The following is a 20,350-nucleotide window of genomic DNA, read 5'->3' on the forward strand; positions in this document are numbered from 1 at the left end:
GTGCGAGGGCGTCGTGTGGCTAGCGGGGCGAATTGCCGCTGATGGTGTGGGACGGATACCGCGTCGCAGCGGGAGCATGGGCCGCACACCCACGAAACATGAGAATCCCCCAACCACCTCGGCGGCGGTTGGGGGATTCTCTGTGGGACAGGACGGCTCAGCCCGGGGGCCGAACCTCTCCATCGGCCTTGAGACTCGAGTCAGACTCGGGGAGTCTCAGGCTCTCCGCGTCTCAGGCCAGGCCGAGGCGCTTCCGGAGGTTCTCGACCTCGGCGCGCAGTTCGGTCGGAACCGAATCGCCGAGCTCGGCATACCAGTCCTCGATGAGGCCGAGTTCGGTCTCCCATTCCTCGGGCTTGATGGCCAGTGCCTTGCGCAGCTGCTCATCGGTGAAGTCGAGGCCCTCGGTGTCCAAGCCACCCTCGACCGGGGTGAGTCCGAGCGGAGACTCCTGAGCGTCGGCGGTGCCGGCCACGCGCTCGAAGACCCACTTGAGAACGCGCGAGTTCTCGGAGAACCCGGGCCACAGGAACGAGTTGTCGTCGTCGCGGCGGAACCAATTGACGTAGAAGATCTTCGGCAGCTGGGCACCCTCGGTGTTGCCGATGTCGAGCCAGTGCTGCAGGTAGTCGCCCACGTTGTAGCCGATGAACGGGCGCATGGCCATCGGATCGCGGCGGACGACGCCGACAGCTCCGGTCGCAGCAGCCGTGGTCTCCGAGGACAGCACCGAACCCATGAACACACCGTGAGTCCAGTCCTTGGTCTCGGTGACCAGCGGCATCGTGGTCTTCCGGCGACCGCCGAAGAGGATGGCCGAGATCGGAACACCGTTCGGGTTGGTCCACTCGGGAGCCAGGGTGGGAACGTTGGCGATCGGGGTGCAGAAACGCGAGTTCGGGTGAGCGGCAGGGGTCTCGGACTCAGGCGTCCAGTCGTTGCCCCTCCAGTCGGTGAGATGCGCCGGCTTCTCGTCGGTCTTGCCTTCCCACCACACGTCACCGTCGTCGGTCAGGGCGACGTTGGTGAAGATGTTGCCGCCGGCTTCGATGGCGCGCATCGCAGTCGGGTTCGTGGTGTATCCGGTGCCCGGAGCCACGCCGAAGAGGCCGAACTCAGGGTTGACGGCGTAGAGCTGGCCGTCTTCGCCGAAGCGCATCCACGCGATGTCGTCACCAAGGGTCTCGGCCTTCCAGCCGGGGATGGTGGGTTCGATCATCGCGAGGTTCGTCTTGCCGCAGGCCGAGGGGAACGCGGCGGCGACGTACTTGACCTCGCCCTCCGGGTTCGTCAGCTTGAGGATGAGCATGTGCTCGGCCAGCCAGCCCTCGTCGCGAGCGATCGCCGAGGCGATGCGCAGCGCGTAGCACTTCTTGCCGAGCAGGGCGTTGCCGCCGTAGCCGGATCCAAAGGACCAGATGGCGCGCTCTTCGGGGAAGTGGGTGATGTACTTCGTGGTGTTGCAGGGCCAGGCGACGTCCTCCTGACCTTCTTCGAGCGGAGCGCCGACGGAGTGCACGCACTCGACGAACTTCGCATCCTGGGAGTCGATCGCATCGAGGGCGTACTTGCCCGAGCGAGCCATGACGAGCATGGAGAGGACGACGTAGGCCGAGTCGGTGACCTCGATGCCGAACATCGGCTGGTCCGCCTCGGCGTGGCCCATGACGAACGGGATGACGTACATGGTGCGTCCGCGCATCGATCCGGCGAAGAGCGGGTTGAGGGTTTCCTTCATCTCCGCGGGAGCGACCCAGTTGTTCAGCGGGCCGGCATCCTTCTCCTCTTCGGAGCAGATGAAGGTGCGGCCCTCGACGCGGGCGACGTCCTCGGGATCGGAGGCCGCGTAGTAGGAGTCCTTGGTGCCGGTGAGGCGCTTGATGGTGCCGGCCTCGACGAGCTGCTCGGCGATCTGATTCTTCTGCTCCTCGGAACCGTCGATCCAGACGATGTCATCCGGAGTGGTGAGGGCGGCGATCCGGCCGACGAATGAGAGTACCGACTCGTTTCGGGTCGGTGCATTCTTCAGCTGGTCAGCGACGACATCATGGTCGAGGACAGTCATGAGTGGTCTCCTTTGAGGTCGAGTGCGGGGTTGCGTCTCAGGCGGTTGCTGGTTCCGTCGAGCGGTTGGTACACATCCACCGTAGGATGGGGACAAGCACGAAAATCGCTGGTTTCGGTCACTCGAAGATGTGCATTGGGTCACAAGAACGACTTCATTGACGTGAATCAGACTTTGACATGACGTGTCATTGCAATTAATTGACGCGTTGTTTCATTGGTGACTCGTTGCTGAAATCCGCGCTTTCATTCCCGGTTCGCCGAGGCGACTGCCCGCCTGTGCGCGAATGTGGCGAAGCGCACGCGGACGCGATTTGAGCTTGAGCGAAACTGGTGTGTATAGTTGTTCGAGTTGCACGGCGTCAGTCCGAACAACGCGCGCCACTAGCTCAACGGATAGAGCATCTGACTACGGATCAGAAGGTTGGGGGTTCGAATCCCTCGTGGCGCACCGAAGGGAAGTCCCTCACCAGGCAGGATAGCCGGTGAGGGACTTTTTCGTGGGTCCAGAGTCAGGGCTGTGAGCCCAAAAGGGTCCGGCTGTTCTGACGATTGATCCGAAGGTCGGGGTTGTGTTGGGTTCCGTGATGCGAAAGGCCCGTCGTCACCGTGAGGAGCTCGGCGAGGTCATCGAGGTCTTCGGTGACCGCCCGGGACCGAAGACCGTGATGGGGTTCGTCCTCGGCTGGTTGATCTTCACCGGTCTGACGCTCATCAACCCGGGGGAGACACCGATGCTCGCAGCCGCTCCGGGCATTCGTCCCTATGCCATTCCCTATCAGCAGATCACGCCGGGCAGCATTGCCGGGGTCACCGCCGCGAATCGATATCTCAAGGAGGTCGGGCTGCAGAGGAAGATTTCGCAGTCGACGCTCAGAGCGTCGTGATGGACGAAGAATGGTGTCCACTTCGTTGCCTGCTCGGCCGAGGACGCCCGGCGTGGGCGCAGGCGCTTCACACTTGCGCTCGACCCGATTCCGCGGTCGATCGACGATCGCTGGATCTGGTTCGCAGGGACTGGGCGGCATTCATCGCAGCGAGCGATCCATGCCATCGCCAGGACCGCCTCGGCGAGGGGGTATTCGCAACTCGGTGAGGGGATCAGCCCAACATGCCGAGCAGGGACATCCATCCGCCGCCGACGAGGCTCCAGATGAGGATGTTGACGACGGAGGCGAGGAAGCCGACCTTGAACCATTCGGCGGTCGTGACGTAGCCGGAGCCGTAGATCACGCCCGCGGGGCCCGAGGCGTAGTGCGAGAGGCCGCCGATGAGGTTGCCGATGAAGCCCAGCGCCAGTGCCGCGAACAGCGGGGGAGCGCCGGTGGCGATCGCCGCCCCGAGGAACACTGAGTACATCGCGACGATCTGCGCCGTGTTCGATGCGAAGAGGTAGTGGACGTAGAAGTAGACGATGCTGAGCACAGCGAACGCGGCCATCCACGGCATTCCGCCGACCAGCCCGGCGACCTCGTCGCCGATCCACCCGATCACCCCGAGGGTGTTGAGGTGGGTGGCCATGCCCACGAGCACGGAGAAGAAGATCAGCGTCGACCAGGCGCCGCTGTTGGCGGCCATGTCCTTCCACGTCAGCACCTTGGTGATGAGGAGGATCGCCACGCCGACGAAGGCCGCCGAGGTGGCATCCACCCCGATCATGTCACCGAACACCCACAGGAGGAGCAGGAGGGCGAAGGTTGCGAGCATGGTCCACTCGCCGCGGCTCATGGAGCCGAGCTCCTTGAGTTCCTCACGCGCGTGGGCGGGGGCCTCGGGGGTCTTCGTCAGGCCCGGCTTGTAGACCTTGGCCATGAACCATGGCATAACGATGAGTGCGACGAGTCCGGGCACGATCGCGGCCAGCGCCCAGGTGCCCCAGGAGATGTCGATACCGGCATCGGCGGCGAAGCCCACGGCCAACGGGTTGCCGGCCATAGCCGTGACGAACAGGCCGAGGTGATGGTGTTGACCTGCACCGAGGTCAGGGAGAGGTAGGAACCCAGTCTCTTCCGCGACTCGGCGCTGGATGGGTGTGAGTCGTTGACCGAAGCGAGCGACCGGACGATCGGGTAGACGACGCCGCCTGCGCGGGCCGTGTTCGACGGTGTGGCGGGGGAGAGGACGAGGTCGGCCAGCGCCATGCCGTAGGACAGGCCGAGCGAGGACCTGCCGAGCCACGAGACGAACAGCAGCGCGATGCGGCGTCCCAGACCGGTGAGCAGGAAGCAGTCGGCGATGAAGAACGCGGCGACGATCAGCCAGATGGTCGAGTTCCCGAACCCCTGCAGGGCCTCGGTCTTCGCATCCATCGTGCCGGTGACCATGGCGGCGGCCAGTCCGACCAGAGCGACCAAGGCCGTCGGCAGCGGCTGCAGGATGAGGCCGAGGATGGTTCCGGCGAAGATTCCCGCCATGTGCATCCCACGCGGGTCGATGCCCTCAGGGGCTGGAATGAAGTAGATGATCAGGGTGAGTGCGAGGATCGCCGCGATCTTCCCCGCCATCGACAGGCGGGCATGGGTGCGGGCGTGGTGTGCGGCGGCTGCTTCCAGCGTGCTGGTGCTTGACGTACTGGGCATGGGGCATCCTTGGGTGTCATTCGGTGTGCGCCTGATGCCGTCTGTGTTCGCATTCTGCCGGCTGCTTTCGCTGTCGGCGGCGACAGCGATGGCGTGCGGCGGGATCGGGGCGGGCGAAGAGCCCGGTTCTGCGCGATCCAGTCCCAGAATAGCCCTGTGTGAGGACGTTGAGGAGGACCTCGGCCGGAGGGATACCTCACGTAGCGGCGCGAGCCGGTGAGTGGTAAAGGACCGGCAGCCACGCCGACCGACCAGCCGCGACGCCCTGCGCTCACGTCGACAGACCGAGCGGGTGCGTACCCGCTCGGCCCGCCACCGGAGCTTTCAGTTCTCAGCCCTTGACGGCGAGAACCGGGACCGGCGAGTCGAGCAGGAGGCGCTGGCTCACCGAGCCGATGAGCATCTTGCCCACTCGGGACCGGCGGCGCATCCCGATGACGAGGCGGATGATCTCAGGGTGCTCGTCGAGCTCGTCGAGGACCGCCTCGGCGGGGTCTCTGTCGCCACGCCCCTGACGTCCGATCACCTGATACGGAACTCCGGACTCATCGAATGCCGCGGTGTCGAAATCGGATTGGATGCCGAGCGAGATGACGACGAGGTCGGTGCCGAACCGCTTTGCCTCTTCGATCGCCGCGGTGATCGCTGCCGGAGCCGCGTTGCTGTCGGGTACTGCCACCATGATGGACATGGGTTTCTCCTTCTCGTCGATGACCGTCAGATCAGACTCTGACCGTCAGAATGCCTGATGTTCCGGGCACGCGCCCAATAGAGCGCTGCCGGGCGGGCTTCACTGCCCGTACTTCGAACGGAATTCCGCTTCGAGGTCTTCGAGCGTCTTGTTCCTGGTTTCGGGAACCATGAAGTAGATGAAGATGAGAGCGAGCACGCCGAGCCCGGCGAAGAGGAAGAACGTGTTCGAGATTCCGAGTCCGCTGACCACGCTCGGGAAGAACTGTGCGACGGCGGCATTGGCCAGCCAGAGGGCGAAGACGCAGATGCCCATTGCGAACGAACGGATCTTCAGCGGGAAGATCTCGGCAAGCATGAGCCACACGAGCGGTCCCAGGGTTCCCTGCATGGAGAAGACGAACAGCACGACGAACACGAGGATCGTGTAGGCCTTGCCCATTCCGTCGGGCAGGAACACCGCGGACAGGCCGATCAGCAGGTGGAACGTGCTGGTGAGCGTGAATCCGCCCAAGAGCATGAATCTGCGCGGCAGCTTGTTGATGAGCAGGATGCCGACGGTGACGCCGATGACGGAGAAGAGACCGTTGAGCGTGTTCGCGATGATCGCTGCATCGGCGGAGAAGCCCGCATCGGTGAGCAGCTGCGTCCCGTAGTACATCACGGAGTTGATGCCCGTCAGCTGCTGGGCGATGCCCAAGCCGACGCCGATGAGGACAAGGCGCAGCACCCATTTCGATGCGAGGTCCGAGACACCGCCGGTCTTGGCGACCTCTTCCTGTTCTGCCAGCAGTTCGACTTCGCGCATCTCCGCCTCGGCGCGATCATCCGAACGAACTTGCTTGAGCACGCCGAGAGCCTGATCATCGCGGTTCTTCGAGATCAGCCAGCGGGGGCTCTCGGGAAGGAAGAGCATGCCGATGAGCAGTGCGATGGCGGGCAGAACGGCGACGGCGAGCATAAAGCGCCATACGCCCTCGTGCTCTCCCCAGACGTTGAAGATGACCGCGTTGATGACGAAGGCCGCGAACTGGCCGACGACGATCATCACCTCGTTGCGGGTGACCAGTGAGCCGCGCCGTTCGAAGGGCGCGAGTTCGGCCAGGTAGACGGGCACTGTCGTCGATGCTGCGCCCACAGCCAATCCGAGGAAGAAGCGTGCCCCGGCGAGGAACTGCCAATTGGGTGACAGTGCACAGGCCAGGGTCCCGACGATGAAGAAGCAGGCGAGCAGCAGGATGTTCGATCGGCGTCCGAAGGCATCGGAGAGTCGACCGCCGATGACGGCGCCGAAGGCCGCACCGATGGTGAGGAAGCTGACGACGAGTCCCTCGGTCCGCGGTGTCAGACCGAAATCGTGGGTGAGGGGCTCGGGGGCCCCGTTGACGACGCCGGTGTCATAGCCGAACAGCAGGCCGCCGAATGTGGCGACGACGGCGATGATGCCCAGGCGTGTGGTGTGTGGTCCCTTCGTGTCCGGTGGAAGATCGACCAGACTCTTGCCTTCTCCGCTCATGAACGTTCACTCTCCTTTGAATGATTTTCCGATGCTTCGGTCTCGAACTTCTCGATGCGATTCGACGGTGGCTGCGCGCCGCCTCAGCCGGTGGGACCTCCCTGTGCGGAGATGAGTTCATCGATCCGCTGTTTCTGGAATCGGCTGACGGCGTCATTGTTCTCGTTCTCCCCGAACACATTGGACACGAGGAGAGAGTCTTCGCGGGCGAGGAACCCGGTTGCGTTCAGCACGCCGAAGAGAGCGTCGAAATCGACGTCGGCGTCCCCGACCTTGAGATGCTGATGCACCCGCGCCGAGGTGGTCGGCGGGTTCGCGATATACCGCAGCCCGTGCGAGGCGCGGTGGTCGAAGGCATCGGAGATGTAGACGGCACGCAGTCGGTCGCCGAGCTCCTCGGCCAGGGTGGCGAGGCAGTCGCCGTAGTGGAAGGTGTGCGAGGCGACGTAGACGAAGCCGATCGCTTCGGAGTCGAGACCGCGCAGGACTCGCCAGGCTTCGTGCCCGTCCTCGACGAAGTCGTCGGGGTGGGGGTCGAAGTTGAGCCTCAGCCCCTCCTTCTCGACGATGGGCAGCAGTTCGTCCATCGAACGGTAGAAGGACTCTTCGGAGTCCTCGAAGGATTCCGGGCGACCGCTGAATTCCGTGTTGATGGTCGTCACGCCGAGGTCGATGGCGATCTCGATGACGCGGCGGAAGTTCTTCACCGCCGCGACGCGTTTGCCCTCATCCGGCCAGGCGATCCGCTGCACGGGCAGCAGGGCGGGCACCGTGATCCCTGCGGCATCGACGGCCTGCCCGAAGCGGCGGATGAGCGCGCGATCCATCTTCGGGTATCGGAAGTGGGTGGCGAAGTCCGGATGCGGTGTCAGCTGCAGATGGTCGAATCCGAGGTCGGCGGTCACGGCCGGGAAGTCGAGCAGGCGGTGCGTGTGGTGCAGCGGTGTGGGATCGTAGGCGATCTTCATTGATACTCCAAGCGTTCGTGAGGGCCGGTCGGTCAGAGGTAGAAGTCAGGGGTGTCGGGCAGATCGAGTGTGCGCGGTCTGCCGTCGAGCAGGGAGGCGACGCCTTCCCGGCAGGCCACGGCCACCTTGTAGCCGTCCCAGGCAGATGGGCCGGCGATGCCGCCCGTGCGCGCCGCGTCGACCCAGGCCTGAACCTGATCGTCGTAGGCCGTCCGGAAACGGGTGGTGAAGTCTGCATGTTCGGCGATTCCCGAACGCCCCTGATGCCACAGCTGCAGGCCGGTGGGTTCACCGATGCGGGCGATTCCGGAATCGAAGACGGCCTCGGTGGTCACCTGATAGCCGAACTGCACGCTGACGTTCATCTCGAGATCGACGAGCGTGCCATTGGCCAGCTCCATGAGTACGAGGATCGGCTCCTGGAGGCGTTCGGGCGTGAGCCGATTGCGGCGAGCGTGCTTGACCTCGAGGCTGCGGATGGGGGAATCGGCCAGCCAGGGTACGACGTCGAATTCGTGGACGACGGAGTCGTTGATGAGCGACTCCTGCATGTAGGAGTCCGGGACCGACGGGTTGCGATGGGCGCAGCGGAGCATGAGCAGCTCACCGGCCTGCTCCGAGTCGATGAGCTCGCGCAGCTGCCGGTATTCGGGATCGAAACGACGCATGAACCCGACTTGGATGAGGTGGCGGCCGGTGGCCTGCTCGGCTTCGAGGATCCGCCACGAGGAGTCCGGGTCCGGGGTCAGAGGCTTCTCGCACAGGATCGGGAGACCGGCCTCGAGGCTGGGCAGCAGCACGGGTTCGTGGAGGAACCCGGGGGTCGCGATGAGGACCCCGTCGACCACTCCGGCCTCGAGAGCGTCTTCGATGCGGGAGCAGCCGACGGCTCCGGGGGCGTTCTCCAGCGCCGAGGCGAGCCGGGACTCATCGGGGTCGACGACGGCGGAGACCGTGGCCCCGCTGATCGTCGAGGTGATGCGTTTGACGTGGTCTGCGCCCATCATTCCGGCACCGACGATGCCGACGCGGAAATCTTCGGGCGGGTTTGTCACGGTCATTGTCTCTCCTGTGGGGCTGCGGGCTTGTCGGTGTGTGGGATCGAGCGGCGATGAGCTGGGTCAGTGGTCGACGACCGCGGCGTCCGTGGACGCGAGGATCGTCTTCAGCGTCCGTTCGGCGATCGGGAACGGGGCGTCGACGCTGCAGCCGAACATGTCCTGTTCGACGATGGCGAAGGTGTTCTCGTCGAGAGCCGCGACGGCGTCGATGATCGGGTCGAGCGGAGGGATCCCCTGATCGGGCTCGACCATGATTCCCTGCGCGACCGCGTCGCCGAACGGTGTATCGGAGTTGAGGACGTCGAAGATCCGAACCGGATCGACCTGCTTGAGGTGAAGATAGCCGATGCGCGAGGGGTGGTCGTGGATGAGTCTGAGGTTGTCCCCGCCGTAGTACGAGAAGTGTCCCGTGTCGAGGCAGAGGTTCGTGTACCGCTCATCGGTGAGTTCGAGGAAGCGTTCGACTTCCGAATGTGTGCCGACATGGGAGTCGGCATGCGAGTGGAACTGCTGGCGGAGACCGAACTCTTCGTACAGGGCCTTGCCGAGTGCGTCGTGGCCGGCGGCCATGCGCGACCACTGCTCGTCATCGAGCGTCCGCGGTTCGAGGGCCTGGCCGCTCGTGTCCGAACGCCACAGATCGGGGATGACGACGATGTGCTCACCGCCGAGTTCGGCAGTGAGTGCGGCGACCGCCTCGGCCTGCTTCCAGGCCCGCTCGAACTGGTCATCCGTCTTGTGGAAACCGGTGAATACCGTGCCGCCGGAGAGTTTGAGTCCCCGCGAGCCGAGCTCCTCGCGCAGCTGCTCGGGATTCGTCGGCAGGTAGCCGTAGGGGCCGAGCTCGATCCAGGTGTATCCCGCCTCGACGACTTCATCGAGGAAGCGCCGCCAGGGGACCTGTCCCGGGTGGTCTGGCAACCACACGCCCCAGGAGTCTGGTGCTGTGCCGATGCGAAGTGACTGCGTTGTCATTGTCCTGTCCTTGTGGTCGGCTGTCGGTGGTCTTCGTGCTCTGGGCGATCGGCTGGCTACAGCAGAGGCCGTTGGTGGCTTCGCTCGTCCTCGTAGGCAGAGCGGGCCGTTCGGGTGTCGTCCATGGTCGATGCGGCGGCGACCGGCACGTCCCACCACCCTTCGCCTTCAGGGGCATAGGCGAGCGGATCCGAGTTGATGTGGATGAGCGTCGAGGTCTCGGCCGCACGGGCGGCCTCCACGGCCTCGGCGAGGCGAGTGCTCGCCGAGGGGCCGGGGTCGATCTCGACGACGTCGACGCCGTAGGAGCGAGCGTTCGCTGCGAGGTCGACGGGCAGGATTTCGTCGGTGCGGAACTCCGGGGAGTCGGCGTCGTATCTGCGGTACCAGGTGCCGAATCGGGGTGCACCAACTGTCTCCGACAGGTGTCCGATCGAGGCATAGCCGTGATTCTGGATGAGGACGACGATGAGCTTGAGGCCCTCGGCCACGGCGGTCACGAGTTCCGTGTGGAGCATGAGGTAGGAGCCGTCGCCGACCATGACGACGGCCTCACGGTCATCACCGGCGGCCTCGATGGCGCGCCGGACTCCCAGGCCTCCGGCGATCTCGTATCCCATACAGGAGAACGCGTATTCGACGTGATAGCCCAGGGCGTCCCGGGTGCGCCAGAGCTTCTGCAGGTCACCCGGCAGGGAGCCGGCGGCTTGGATGACGACATCGCGTGGACCGACAGCTCGGTTGACCGCACCGATGATCTCGGGCTGGCCCGGCAGTTCTGCGGGCGTGGGCGCCACGGCCGCATCGACCTCGGCGACCCAGTTCCTGCGTTCGGCATCGATCCGGCGCGTATGGTCCTCGCCCACTCGGAACTCATCCAGGTGCTCGCTCAGTCCCACCAGTCCGGCATGGGCGTCGGCGACGATGGGGTAGCGGCTGCCGTGCTTGTAGGCATCGAAGCTTGCGACGTTGAGGTTGACGAAGCTGACATCGGGATCGGCGAAGGCGCTTCGGCTCGACGTCGTGAAATCGCTGTAGCGAGTGCCGATGCCGATGACGACGTCCGCCGAGGCGGCGATCCGGTTGGCCGCGGACGACCCCGTTGCTCCGATCCCGCCGAGGTTGAGCGGGTGATCGTGGTCGAGCACTCCACCGCCGGCTTGGGTGGTGGCAACGGGGATGCCGGTCGCCTCGGCGAAGGAGCACAGCTCTTCCTCGGCTGCGGAGTAGAGCACTCCGCCGCCGGCGACGATCAGCGGTCGCTCGGCCCCGCGGATCGCTGCGGCGGCACGCTCGAGTGGGCCGGGCTCGGGAAGGGGCCGCCGGATGTGCCAGTCTCGTTCGGTCAGGAATTCATCCGGGACCTCGACGGTTTCGGCTTGGACGTCTTCGGGCAGTGCGATCGTGACCGCACCAGTTTCGGCAGGATCGGTGAGCACCCGCATGGCCGCCAGCGCGATGGAGAACAGCTGCTCGCCGCGTTCGACTCGGTCGAAGTAGCGGGACAGCGGTCGGAACGCGTCCGTGACCTGTAACGATGTGTCGTGGGGGTGTTCGAGCTGCTGGAGCACCGGATCGGAGACGCGGGTCGCGAAGGTGTCCGAGGGCAACAGCAGGACCGGCAGACGATTGGCCGTGGCCAGGGCCGCTCCGGTGAGCATGTTCGCCGCACCCGGCCCCACCGAAGCGGCCGCTGCGAAGGTCGAGCGTCGACGATTCATCCTCGCATAGCCTGCGGCCTGATGGACCATCGCCTGTTCGTTGCGGGCCTGGTGATAGGGCATCGCGTCGGGCTCATCGTGGCTGAGCTGACGCAGAGCCTGGCCCATGCCTGCGATATTGCCGTGCCCGAAGATGCCGAACATCCCCGCGATCGTGCGCTGGCGGATGTCTCCGTCGACGGTGTACTGACGGGACAGGAAGGTCGTCAGCGCCTGAGCCACGGTCATCGTCACAGTCATGTCACTTCTCCTTCGAAGTCTGATGTCTCTAGGCGGGGTTCTGTTCGTCCACGGTGTAGGGCAGCCGAGAGTCGAACTCGAGGTCGTTCCATTCCTCGCGGACCCAGCCGTGGGCGGGGTCGTCGCTGATGAGCCAGATGCGTTCGTCATCGGGGCCGGCCATGACATTGAGGTAGTAGTTGTCATAGCCGGGTGCGGCGGCGAGGGGGCCGTGGTACCCGTAGGGGACGAGGGCGATATCGCCTGTGCGCACCGTCGCCGAGGTGGTGATCTCGCCGGCGGCCGAGGAGTAGGTCGAGAACAGGGAGAAGGGATCGGCCTCGGTCGGGGCGTTCGAGGCACGCGAAACCGCGGTCTCGAAGTAGTAGATCTCCTCGAGGCGGGACTCGGAACCGGCGATCGCCTCGTCGTGCTTGTGAGGCGGATAGGACGACCAGTTGCCTCCCGGAGTGATGACCTCGCAGGCGATGATCTTCACACAGTCGAGGCCCGCCGGAGTCGCGAAGTTGTGGACCTGTCGGCTCGAGATTCCCGAACCGCGCAGTTCGACCGGGACCTCGGCAGCGGGGAGGTGCTGGACGGGGCGCGTCTCCGTCGTCGGTGCTTCGGAGACCGAGATCCGACCGCTCGCCGAGGTGACCGTGGCACTGGTGCCGGTGGGTAGGTAGAGACAGTCGGCCGGTCCGTGGAAGACCGAGGTCCGACCGGCCAGCTCCTGGCTGCCGGTGGTGCCGTCGGCGAGGACGTAGTCGACGGTGAAGGACTCACCGGCCAGCGGCACGAAGACCCTCTCGACCGCCTCGGCGGCGAGTTCGACCGAGCTCGGCTGGTCTCCGCCGAGCGTGGCGGCGCGGAACCCGGTGTGCGCCCACCCCGGAAGAGTCGAATCGACGACGGACTCGAAGCCGTCCCTGGCGAGCTCTCCGCGGGGGTAGAACCATTCGTTGATCATGCCGGAATCCTTTCTGTGCTGTGGACCAGTGCGGCGGCGCGGTCGACGGAGCCGATGACATCGCCGTCGGCCGGGTAGACGACCGAACGGCCGATGACGAGGCCGCGCACACCGGGCAGTGCCAGGGCATTCTCCCAGCTGCGGAAGGTCGCCTCGGGATCGTCCGAGCGCTCGCCTCCGAGCAGCAGGGTCGGCAGAGTCGTCGCTGCCATGACCTGCTCCATGTCGTCGACGACGGGGATCTTCAGCCAAGTGTGGGTCGAGGTCGTGCCGAGCCCCTGCGCGATGCCGATCGATCGGATGACGGCTTCGGGGGTGAGCACATTGCGCACCTTGCCGTCGACCCATTCGCTCATGAACGGCTCGAGCATCACCGGCAGATCGGCGTCTGCGCAGGCGTTCACGGCTGCGGCATTGGCCATGAGCGCCGAGGTGGTGGCGGGGTCCGCGAGATTGATCCGCAGCAGGGTCTTGGCGAGGTCGATTCCGTCGCGGGACATGCGCTCGACGGTGTGACCGGTGAAGCGGTCGTCGATCTCGAAACTGGAGCCGGCCAGTCCGCCGCGGTTCATCGAGCCCACGGCCAGCTTGTTCTCGAGGTGCCCGAGGAAGGCGAGGTCGTCGAGGATCTCCGCGGTGGCCAGCACTCCGTCGACTCCGGGCCGAGAGAGTGCGGTGGCCAGCCGGGCGACGAGATCGACACGGTCGGCCATGGCCAGCGGATCGTCTCCGACCTTCATGGCCCCGCGTGCGGGGTGGTCGGCAGCGACGATGAACAGACGGGAATCCGGACCGCTGATGCTGCGGCGGGAGCGGGAGGCCCAGGCTCGGGAGATGGCACCGGGGTCGGTGAAACGGGCCTCGCGCAGTTCGGCGATGGCATCGTCGGTGACAATGTCGAGGGAGGGGGCGTCCGATGTCATGCGCGGGTTTCCTTCTGGTCGTTGGTGCCGATCACGGCAGTGATCTCTTCGGTGGCGGGCATCGCGGTCGAGCATTCGCGGCGGGTGGCCACGATGGCGCCGGCGACATTGGCGAACTTCAGCACGTATTCGAGGTCCCAGCCGGCCAGCAGCCCCTGGCACAGTGCGCCGCCGAAGCCGTCACCGGCACCGAGGCCGTTCGTGACGTCGACGGGGTAGGGCGGAACTTCGACCCGCTCGTCGGCGGTCTTCGCGAGCACGCCCTTGGGACCCTGCTTGACGATGGCGAGTTCGACGCCGCGCTCGAGCAGTGCGTCGGCGGCCCGCTCGGGTTCGGTCTCGCCGACGGCGATCTCGCATTCCTCACGGTTGCCCACGGCCACGGTGACGTGTTCGAGTGCGCGCCCCACCTCGGCGCTGGCGATCTCCGGGCTCTGCCAGAACATCGGTCGGTAGTCGAGGTCGAGGACGGTGTGCTCGGCGCGCCCCCGCGCCGCCCAGGCGGCGTGATGGGTGCTGCGGCTGGGTTCGACGCTCAGCCCGGTGACGGTGGACCAGAAGATCTTCGCCGAGGCGACCGCCTCGAGGTCGAGGTCGGACTCGGTCAGATCGAGGTCCGGCGCCTTGGGGTCGCGGTAGAAGTAGAGCGGGAAGTCGTCGGGCGGGAAGATCTCGCAGAAGGTTACGGGGGTGTTGTAGTTCGGGTTCGTGCCGACCCAGCGGTTGTCGACGCCGAGGCGGGCGACCTCGTTGTGCAGGTACCGGCCGAAGGGGTCATCGCCGGTGGCGGTGATGACGGCGGCGTCGAGGCCGTGTTTGGCTGCGGCGACGGCGACGTTCGAGGCGGAGCCGCCGAGGTACTTGCCGAAGGTCTCGACCTCTTCGAGGCCGACGCCGTCCTGCAGCGGATAGATGTCGACGCCGATGCGTCCGATGGTGATGAGGTCGAACGATGAGGTTCGAGGAGCCGAGCCAGGCGATGAGGTCATTCTCGTCATTCCTTCCCCGCGGCTGCTGTGCCGATGCGGATCGATCCTTTGTCAGGACAAAGTATTTGTCATGACATTAGCATTGTTTGTTCGCGTCGTCACCCCTTCTGGGCAATCCTTGCTGTTTCGGAGTCCTCGGAGGGGTCTGACGGCAGTTCGAAGCGGATGAGCGGCCGGAGGCAGCGCCCGCGAGGGTGCGCAGGTCGGCGGATGGGGGCGAGGGTTCGGTGCGGCCTTGGGGGCTCGGCGATCAGCGGGAGACGAGGGTCGTCTCGAACGAGTAGAGGTCGGGGCGATAGCAGTGATCGCCCCATTCGACGATCCCTCCGCTGTGGTCGTGCGCGGTGCGGTGCATCGTCAACAGCGGCGCACCCGTTTCGATCTCCAGGAGCTCGCCCTCCTGCGCATCGGCGGCCTTCGCGCCGATTCGCTGTTGGGCCACGGAGAACACGACTCCGCGCGCCCGCAGGGTTTCGTAGAGGCCGGAGCTCACGAGCTCCTCGGCGGTGATATCGGTGAACCGGGCGGGCAGGACATTGTGCAGGATGGCCAGCGGCGTCGACCCGACGAGGCGCAGGCGCCGCAGATGCAGGCAGGGGGACCCGACGGGCACCCCCAGCCTCTCGGCATTGTCGGCGTCTGCGGCTTCGACCCGGTGGGAGAGGACGACGGTCTTCGGCGGATTGCCCGACTTCTCGAGGTCCTCGTAGAGGCTGGTGAGATCGACGGGCCTGGCAACGGGGCGCTGGATCACCTGGGTTCCGATTCCGCGTCTGCGCACCAGCAGCCCTTTGTCCACAAGGTCTTGGATCGCCTGGCGCACGGTCGGCCGTGACAGGCCGATCCGTTTGGCCATCGCCACCTCGTTCTCGAGCCGGGTTCCGGCGATGAGCTGGCCGGAGGAGATCGCCGCTTCCAGTCTGCGGGCGATCTGGACATAGAGCGGCACGGCTCCGGGGGAGCGATCGAGGGGACCGAAGAACTCTGCCGGCAGTTCGGTCTCGGGTTCGCGTGCCATGTGCTCCTGTCCTGTCGTGGTCTGCGTCTGAGCTTACTCGGCGGGAGCAGCCGACGAGGGCTGACCCGCTGAATTCGCCGACTCGGCAGCGGTGAGCAGAACCTCGGCGGCGGTCTGCAGCCCCTCGATGCGTCCCAGGGATTCGTCTTCGTGCTCGATGTGCACAGCGATGTCCGGGTCGACCTTCTTCAGGGCCGAGATGAACCGGTTCCAGAAATCCTGGTCGTGGCCATGACCAAGGGCGACGAAGTCCCACGAGGAGCCCAGCGGCCATGCGTTGATCGCGGCACCGCCTCGGAGCTCGGTGATCCGCTCGCCGGTGAATCGCGTGTGCCGATCGTCGAGGACGCCGTGGATCTTCGCGGCCTCGTTGATGCGCACATCCTTGGCCGCGGCATGGACGACGAGTTCGCCGAGGTGCTCGATCGCTGCGACCGGATCGATGCCCTGCCAGAACAGATGGGAGGGATCCATCTCCGCGCCGACGTTCTTAGCCCCGATGCTCTCGACGAGACGCTCGAGTGTGGCGGGATTGAATACGAGGTTGTGCGGATGCATTTCGATGGCGATCTTCACACCATTGTCGCCGGCGAGCCGATCGAGATCTGCCCAGATCGGGGTGGCTGCGGCCCACTGTTCGTCGAGTGTGTCGAGCAGTGAGGACTCCCAGGGGTTGACGACCCACGTCGGTTTGGGTGCCGAGGCGTCCGCGCCCGGCAGTCCGGACATCGTCACCACTCGAGTCTGACCGAGCCGGTTCGCCACGGCGATGGCACGTTCGATGTCGCTCAGCGTCGGCGGGCCGATCTGCGGATCGGGGTGGAGCGGGTTGCCATTGGCATTGAGGCCCGCCAGCTCGACCCCCGCCTCGGCGAAGGTGCCGAGGTACTCGTCTCGCGCATCATCGGAGGTGAGGATGTCATCGATCGTCGGCATATGGACGGGTGGGAGGAATCCGCCGACGTTGATCTCTGCCGCGCTGAGGCCGAGCTCTCTGAGCACGGTCAGGGCCTCGGGCAGCGGGCGGTCGTGCAGGATGGCTGTGTAGGCGCCGAATTTCATGACTGAACCTCTTTCTCATGTCCGTTGTCGTTGGCCGAGTCGATGACCGCATCTCGGACCTGGAGTGCATGCAGGCCATCGGAGAATGGTGCACAGCGAGGCAGGGAGTCCGCCTCGGCGATGCCGGCGACCTCATCGAGGAAGGCCCGGGCCTGGAAGACGAACCCGTCGTTTTGGCCCACTCCCACTCCGGGCGCGGCCATTGCCAGCCCGTTCGCGATATAGGGGTGCTCGGGTCCCAGCTGTATCGTCGTCAATCCGGTGGCCGCCGCGTCGTCGATGCTGCGGTTGAGGACGATCTGGCCGGGGAAGCGGAAGTCGAAGCCGGCGGAGCCGTTGGCGCAGAAGACTTCGACTCCGAGGCTGTTGGGGTGGCCCGCGGCGATCCGCGAGACTTGGAGGAAACCGGCCCCGGTGGGGAATTCGACGCTGAATCCGGCGTAGTCGTCGTTGCCGACCGGCTCGTATTCGTCGCTGACCTCGGCGTGGTCGTGTCCGACCACGTGACCCAGCGGGAGCGGGCGGGAGGTGATGGCGGTGTGGAAACGTCCGCCGGAGACCTTCCGGATGGGCCCGGCGAGGAATTCGACGGTGTCGGTGAGGTGGCTGCCGACATCGGCAAGAGCTCCGCTGCCGAGTTCGCCGCGGTAGCGCCAGCTCATCGGGGCAGTGGGGGAGCAGGCGTAATCGGTCCAGTACCAGGCGTTGATGTGGTGGACCTCGCCCAGAGTGCCGTCGTTGATGAAGTCCTTGATCGCGGCGAGGCCCGGTGTGCGTCGGAAGGTGAAGCCGAGGCGCGCGACAGAGTCTGCGTCGTTCGCGGCGGCGACCATGGATTCGGCGTCGGTGACGGTGTCGGTCAGCGGTTTCTCGCACAGGACGTGCTTGCCCGCGGCCAGCAGGGCTTCGACGATCTGCTGATGGAGGGAGTTGGCGACGACGACGCTGACGATGTCATCGGCGTCGACGATGTGCTGCCAGTCGGTGTCATGACGGGTGAACCCGTACCGCGAGGCGGTGGCTGCGGCAAGATCGCCGGCGATGTCGCAGACGGAGACGAGTTCGAGGTCCGGCAGGCTTCCGATTCCGGCGGCAGGGGCGGCTCGCCAGGCAGCGGCGTGTGCTCGACCGGCCATTCCGGCACCGATGACCGCGATTCCGAGTCGCTGGGGCATGGGATTCTCCTTCGAATGCATGCGGGTGTCTGTGCTGCACGTGAGGCGCGCGCTTCGTCGGTGCGTGCAATGGGCGCGCATGGACGAGCAGTGCTCTCCGTCGTTCCCTGGGCGGGAAGCAGTCACCACGCTACAGGCAAATTTGTCAGGTCAAAAGAGAATTCAAAGCATTATTTGTCATTACATGAAAATTGTTGGGGTTGCCCCCGCGGAAGTCGCGCAGGCAGTGAATAGAAGAAGCGGCCGGCAGGTGAGCCCCAAGATCCATCAGATCGTGGAGCGCACCTGCCGGCCGCTTCCAGTTCTCAGCCGGAGGCCGCGAGTCTCATGCTGCGCAGTGTCTCCGGAAGCTCTCGAACCGTCCGGCGCGGAACTCAGTCCGTGCCGGCGTCGAAGGCCGCGGACAGTCCGGCGAGGTCGCCGGCTTCATCCACCTCGGCGCCGGAGTTCGCGATCTCCTCCGCACCGCCTGCCTCCAGCGAGCCCACGAGCTCCGAGGTCGGGCCGGACACGATGCCCATGGCCGCGTACTGCTCGAGACGGGCGCGCGAGTCGGCGATGTCGAGGTTGCGCATGGTCATCTGGCCGATGCGGTCTTCGGGGCCGAAGGCGGCGTCGCCCACGCGCTCCATCGACAGCTTCTCCGGGTGGTAGGACAGGTTCGGGCCTTCGGTGTTGACGATCGTGTAGTCGTCGCCGCGGCGCAGGCGCAGGGTGACCTCGCCGGTGATCGCCGAGGCGACCCACCGCTGCATGGATTCGCGCAGCATGAGCGACTGCGGGTCGAGCCAGCGGCCTTCGTACATGCGGCGGCCCAGGCGACGGCCCTCTTCGTGGTAGAGGGCGATGGTGTCCTCGTTGTGGATGGCGTTGAGGAGGCGTTCGTAGGTCACATGCAGCAGCGCCATGCCCGGGGCCTCGTAGATGCCGCGGGACTTCGCCTCGATGATGCGGTTCTCGATCTGGTCGGAGACGCCGAGTCCGTGGCGGCCGCCGATCTCATTGGCCTTGAAGACCAGCGCCACCGGGTCGTCGAACTCCTCGCCGTTGATGGCGACAGGGCGGCCGGCCTCGAAGCGGACCGAGACCTCTTCGGTCTTGACCTCGACGTCTTCGCGCCAGGCGGCCACGCCCATGATCGGTTCGACGATGTCGAGGCCGGCGTCGAGGAACTCCAGGGTCTTCGCCTCGTGGGTGGCGCCCCAGATGTTCGCATCCGTCGAGTAGGCCTTCTCCGCGGAGTCGCGGTAGGGGTAGCCGTGTTCGACGAGCCATTCGCTCATCTCCTGCCGGCCGCCGAGCTCCTCGACGAATTCCGAGTCGAGCCAGGGTTTGTAGATGCGCAGCTTCGGGTTCGCCATGAGGCCGTAGCGGTAGAAGCGCTCGATGTCGTTGCCCTTGTAGGTCGAGCCGTCGCCCCAGATGTCGACGCCGTCGTCCTTCATGGCCCGCACGAGCATGGTGCCGGTGACCGCGCGGCCCAGCGGGGTGGTGTTGAAGTAGGTCTTGCCGCCGGAGCGGACGTTGAAGGCGCCGCACTGGAGGGCGACGAAGCCCTCTTCGACGAGCAGGCGCTTGGCGTCGACGAAGCGGGCGATCTCGGCACCGTACTCCTTGGCGCGTTCGGTCACCGACTCCAGATCCGGTTCGTCGTACTGGCCGATGTCGGCCGTGTACGTGCAGGGGACGGCGCCCTTGTGACGCATCCACGCAACAGCGCAGGAGGTGTCCAGGCCGCCGGAGAAGGCGATTCCAACGTGCTCACCGACTGGGAGCGAAGACAGTACTTTCGACATGTCCACTAGCCTAACGGCATATCACTCACGTGTCGAATGGTTATGCATAGCTATGTATTTTTATGTGCTGGGTGGCGCGGTCTGCGCTTCGCGCGCCGCAGACCCGCGCCGTGCACCCTCGCCGCAGACCCGCGCTGCAGACCCTCGCCGCGGACCCTCGCCGCAGACCCGCGCCGCGCTCTCCCTGCGGCGACTGAACCGAGAGGACGTCAGCGGCTCAGTTCGCCGTACGCCCTGAGGCTTCCGGCGACCTCGAAGCGCTCCTGACCGAAGCCGCTCACAGCGGTGGGTCTTCGCTTCCGAATTCGGGGTCTGAGTAGGGCCCGCCTCGCCGCGGCACCGAGGCCCGGTAGCCCGTTGGCTGCGCGACGGCCCGGTAACCTCGCGACCAGGTGGGTTCGCGACGGCCAGGTGGCCCGGTAGCTTCGTGCGAATATTGGTCGCTATCGGATACTCGGGTCGAAAGTTAGGTCGCTATCGGATACTTTTTGCCGGGCGGGCTCAGGGTTCTAGTGCAACACCGTGGTGCGTTTATCCTACGTTTTCCATCACGATGCCGGCGAGCACCTCAGCAGGAGTCGCGTACTCCAGAACCTTACGGGGCCGCCGGTTGAGCTGATC

Annotated in this window: 15 protein-coding genes, 1 tRNA gene and 1 pseudogene; 2 read left to right on the forward strand and 15 right to left on the reverse strand. The window is 65.7% G+C overall.

The genetic code is table 11. The annotated features are described in order from the left end of the window. Positions 1 to 232 precede the first annotated feature (232 nt). Complete coding sequence (locus tag ACPUD7_RS16600) at positions 233 to 2,065, reverse strand: phosphoenolpyruvate carboxykinase (GTP) (RefSeq protein WP_135539906.1); 1,833 nt, start codon at positions 2,063 to 2,065, stop codon at positions 233 to 235. A 377-nt stretch (positions 2,066 to 2,442) separates the two neighbouring features. Here ACPUD7_RS16600 and ACPUD7_RS16605 point away from each other — a divergent pair. Together ACPUD7_RS16605 and ACPUD7_RS16610 are read left to right on the forward strand one after the other, a co-directional pair. Further along, a tRNA-Arg gene (locus ACPUD7_RS16605) sits at positions 2,443 to 2,515 on the forward strand. Between the two features lie 136 nt (positions 2,516 to 2,651). Next, complete coding sequence (locus tag ACPUD7_RS16610) at positions 2,652 to 2,951, forward strand: hypothetical protein (RefSeq protein ID WP_135539907.1); 300 nt, start codon at positions 2,652 to 2,654, stop codon at positions 2,949 to 2,951. 214 nt (positions 2,952 to 3,165) lie between these two features. Here the strand turns inward: ACPUD7_RS16610 and ACPUD7_RS16615 are convergent. From ACPUD7_RS16615 to argG, 14 genes and pseudogenes are all read right to left on the reverse strand, one after another. Continuing rightward, a pseudogene (locus tag ACPUD7_RS16615) lies at positions 3,166 to 4,568 on the reverse strand (anion permease). Positions 4,569 to 4,974: 406 nt separating this feature from the next. Next, positions 4,975 to 5,334 (reverse strand): universal stress protein, encoded by a 360-nt coding sequence (locus ACPUD7_RS16620; protein ID WP_425120528.1) that lies wholly within the window; start codon positions 5,332 to 5,334, stop codon positions 4,975 to 4,977. A gap of 99 nt (positions 5,335 to 5,433) precedes the next feature. Further along, positions 5,434 to 6,849, reverse strand: a complete 1,416-nt coding sequence (locus ACPUD7_RS16625) for a sugar porter family MFS transporter (RefSeq protein WP_425120529.1) — start codon at positions 6,847 to 6,849, stop codon at positions 5,434 to 5,436. Between the two features lie 83 nt (positions 6,850 to 6,932). Beyond that, entirely contained in the window at positions 6,933 to 7,817 is an 885-nt protein-coding gene (locus ACPUD7_RS16630; protein ID WP_425120530.1) for a sugar phosphate isomerase/epimerase family protein, read from the reverse strand. Positions 7,818 to 7,849: 32 nt separating this feature from the next. Beyond that, entirely contained in the window at positions 7,850 to 8,878 is a 1,029-nt protein-coding gene (locus ACPUD7_RS16635; RefSeq protein WP_425120531.1) for a Gfo/Idh/MocA family protein, read from the reverse strand. 60 nt (positions 8,879 to 8,938) lie between these two features. Further along, positions 8,939 to 9,853, reverse strand: coding sequence for a sugar phosphate isomerase/epimerase family protein (locus ACPUD7_RS16640; RefSeq protein ID WP_425120532.1), 915 nt, complete (start codon positions 9,851 to 9,853; stop codon positions 8,939 to 8,941). Between the two features lie 56 nt (positions 9,854 to 9,909). After that, positions 9,910 to 11,814, reverse strand: a complete 1,905-nt coding sequence (gene iolD / locus ACPUD7_RS16645) for a 3D-(3,5/4)-trihydroxycyclohexane-1,2-dione acylhydrolase (decyclizing) (RefSeq protein WP_425120533.1) — start codon at positions 11,812 to 11,814, stop codon at positions 9,910 to 9,912. A 28-nt stretch (positions 11,815 to 11,842) separates the two neighbouring features. Then, complete coding sequence (iolB, locus tag ACPUD7_RS16650) at positions 11,843 to 12,766, reverse strand: 5-deoxy-glucuronate isomerase (RefSeq protein ID WP_425120534.1); 924 nt, start codon at positions 12,764 to 12,766, stop codon at positions 11,843 to 11,845. After that, positions 12,763 to 13,689, reverse strand: coding sequence for a Cgl0159 family (beta/alpha)8-fold protein (locus tag ACPUD7_RS16655; protein ID WP_425120535.1), 927 nt, complete (start codon positions 13,687 to 13,689; stop codon positions 12,763 to 12,765). Before ACPUD7_RS16655 ends, iolB begins: the two co-directional genes overlap by 4 nt. Then, a complete protein-coding gene (gene iolC, locus ACPUD7_RS16660; protein WP_425120536.1) occupies positions 13,686 to 14,678 on the reverse strand; it encodes a 5-dehydro-2-deoxygluconokinase in 993 nt (330 codons plus the stop codon). The genes ACPUD7_RS16655 and iolC overlap by 4 nt, the downstream gene beginning before the upstream one ends. A gap of 250 nt (positions 14,679 to 14,928) precedes the next feature. Then, entirely contained in the window at positions 14,929 to 15,696 is a 768-nt protein-coding gene (locus tag ACPUD7_RS16665) for a GntR family transcriptional regulator (protein ID WP_425120537.1), read from the reverse strand. Positions 15,697 to 15,729: 33 nt separating this feature from the next. After that, the gene (locus ACPUD7_RS16670; protein WP_425120538.1) at positions 15,730 to 16,758 is read right to left on the reverse strand and encodes a sugar phosphate isomerase/epimerase family protein; all 1,029 of its coding nucleotides are present in this window, start codon (positions 16,756 to 16,758) and stop codon (positions 15,730 to 15,732) included. Further along, a complete protein-coding gene (locus ACPUD7_RS16675) occupies positions 16,755 to 17,933 on the reverse strand; it encodes a Gfo/Idh/MocA family protein (RefSeq protein ID WP_425120539.1) in 1,179 nt (392 codons plus the stop codon). The genes ACPUD7_RS16670 and ACPUD7_RS16675 overlap by 4 nt, the downstream gene beginning before the upstream one ends. Positions 17,934 to 18,307: 374 nt before the next feature. Further along, positions 18,308 to 19,729 carry an argininosuccinate synthase gene (argG, locus tag ACPUD7_RS16680; RefSeq protein ID WP_135539948.1) on the reverse strand — a complete coding sequence of 474 codons (1,422 nt, stop codon included), beginning with the start codon at positions 19,727 to 19,729 and terminating at the stop codon, positions 18,308 to 18,310. Between the last annotated feature and the right edge of the window lie 621 nt (positions 19,730 to 20,350).

Origin of the sequence: Brevibacterium sp. FAM 24630, assembly GCF_049804075.1 — a bacterium.
GTDB lineage: Bacteria > Actinomycetota > Actinomycetes > Actinomycetales > Brevibacteriaceae > Brevibacterium.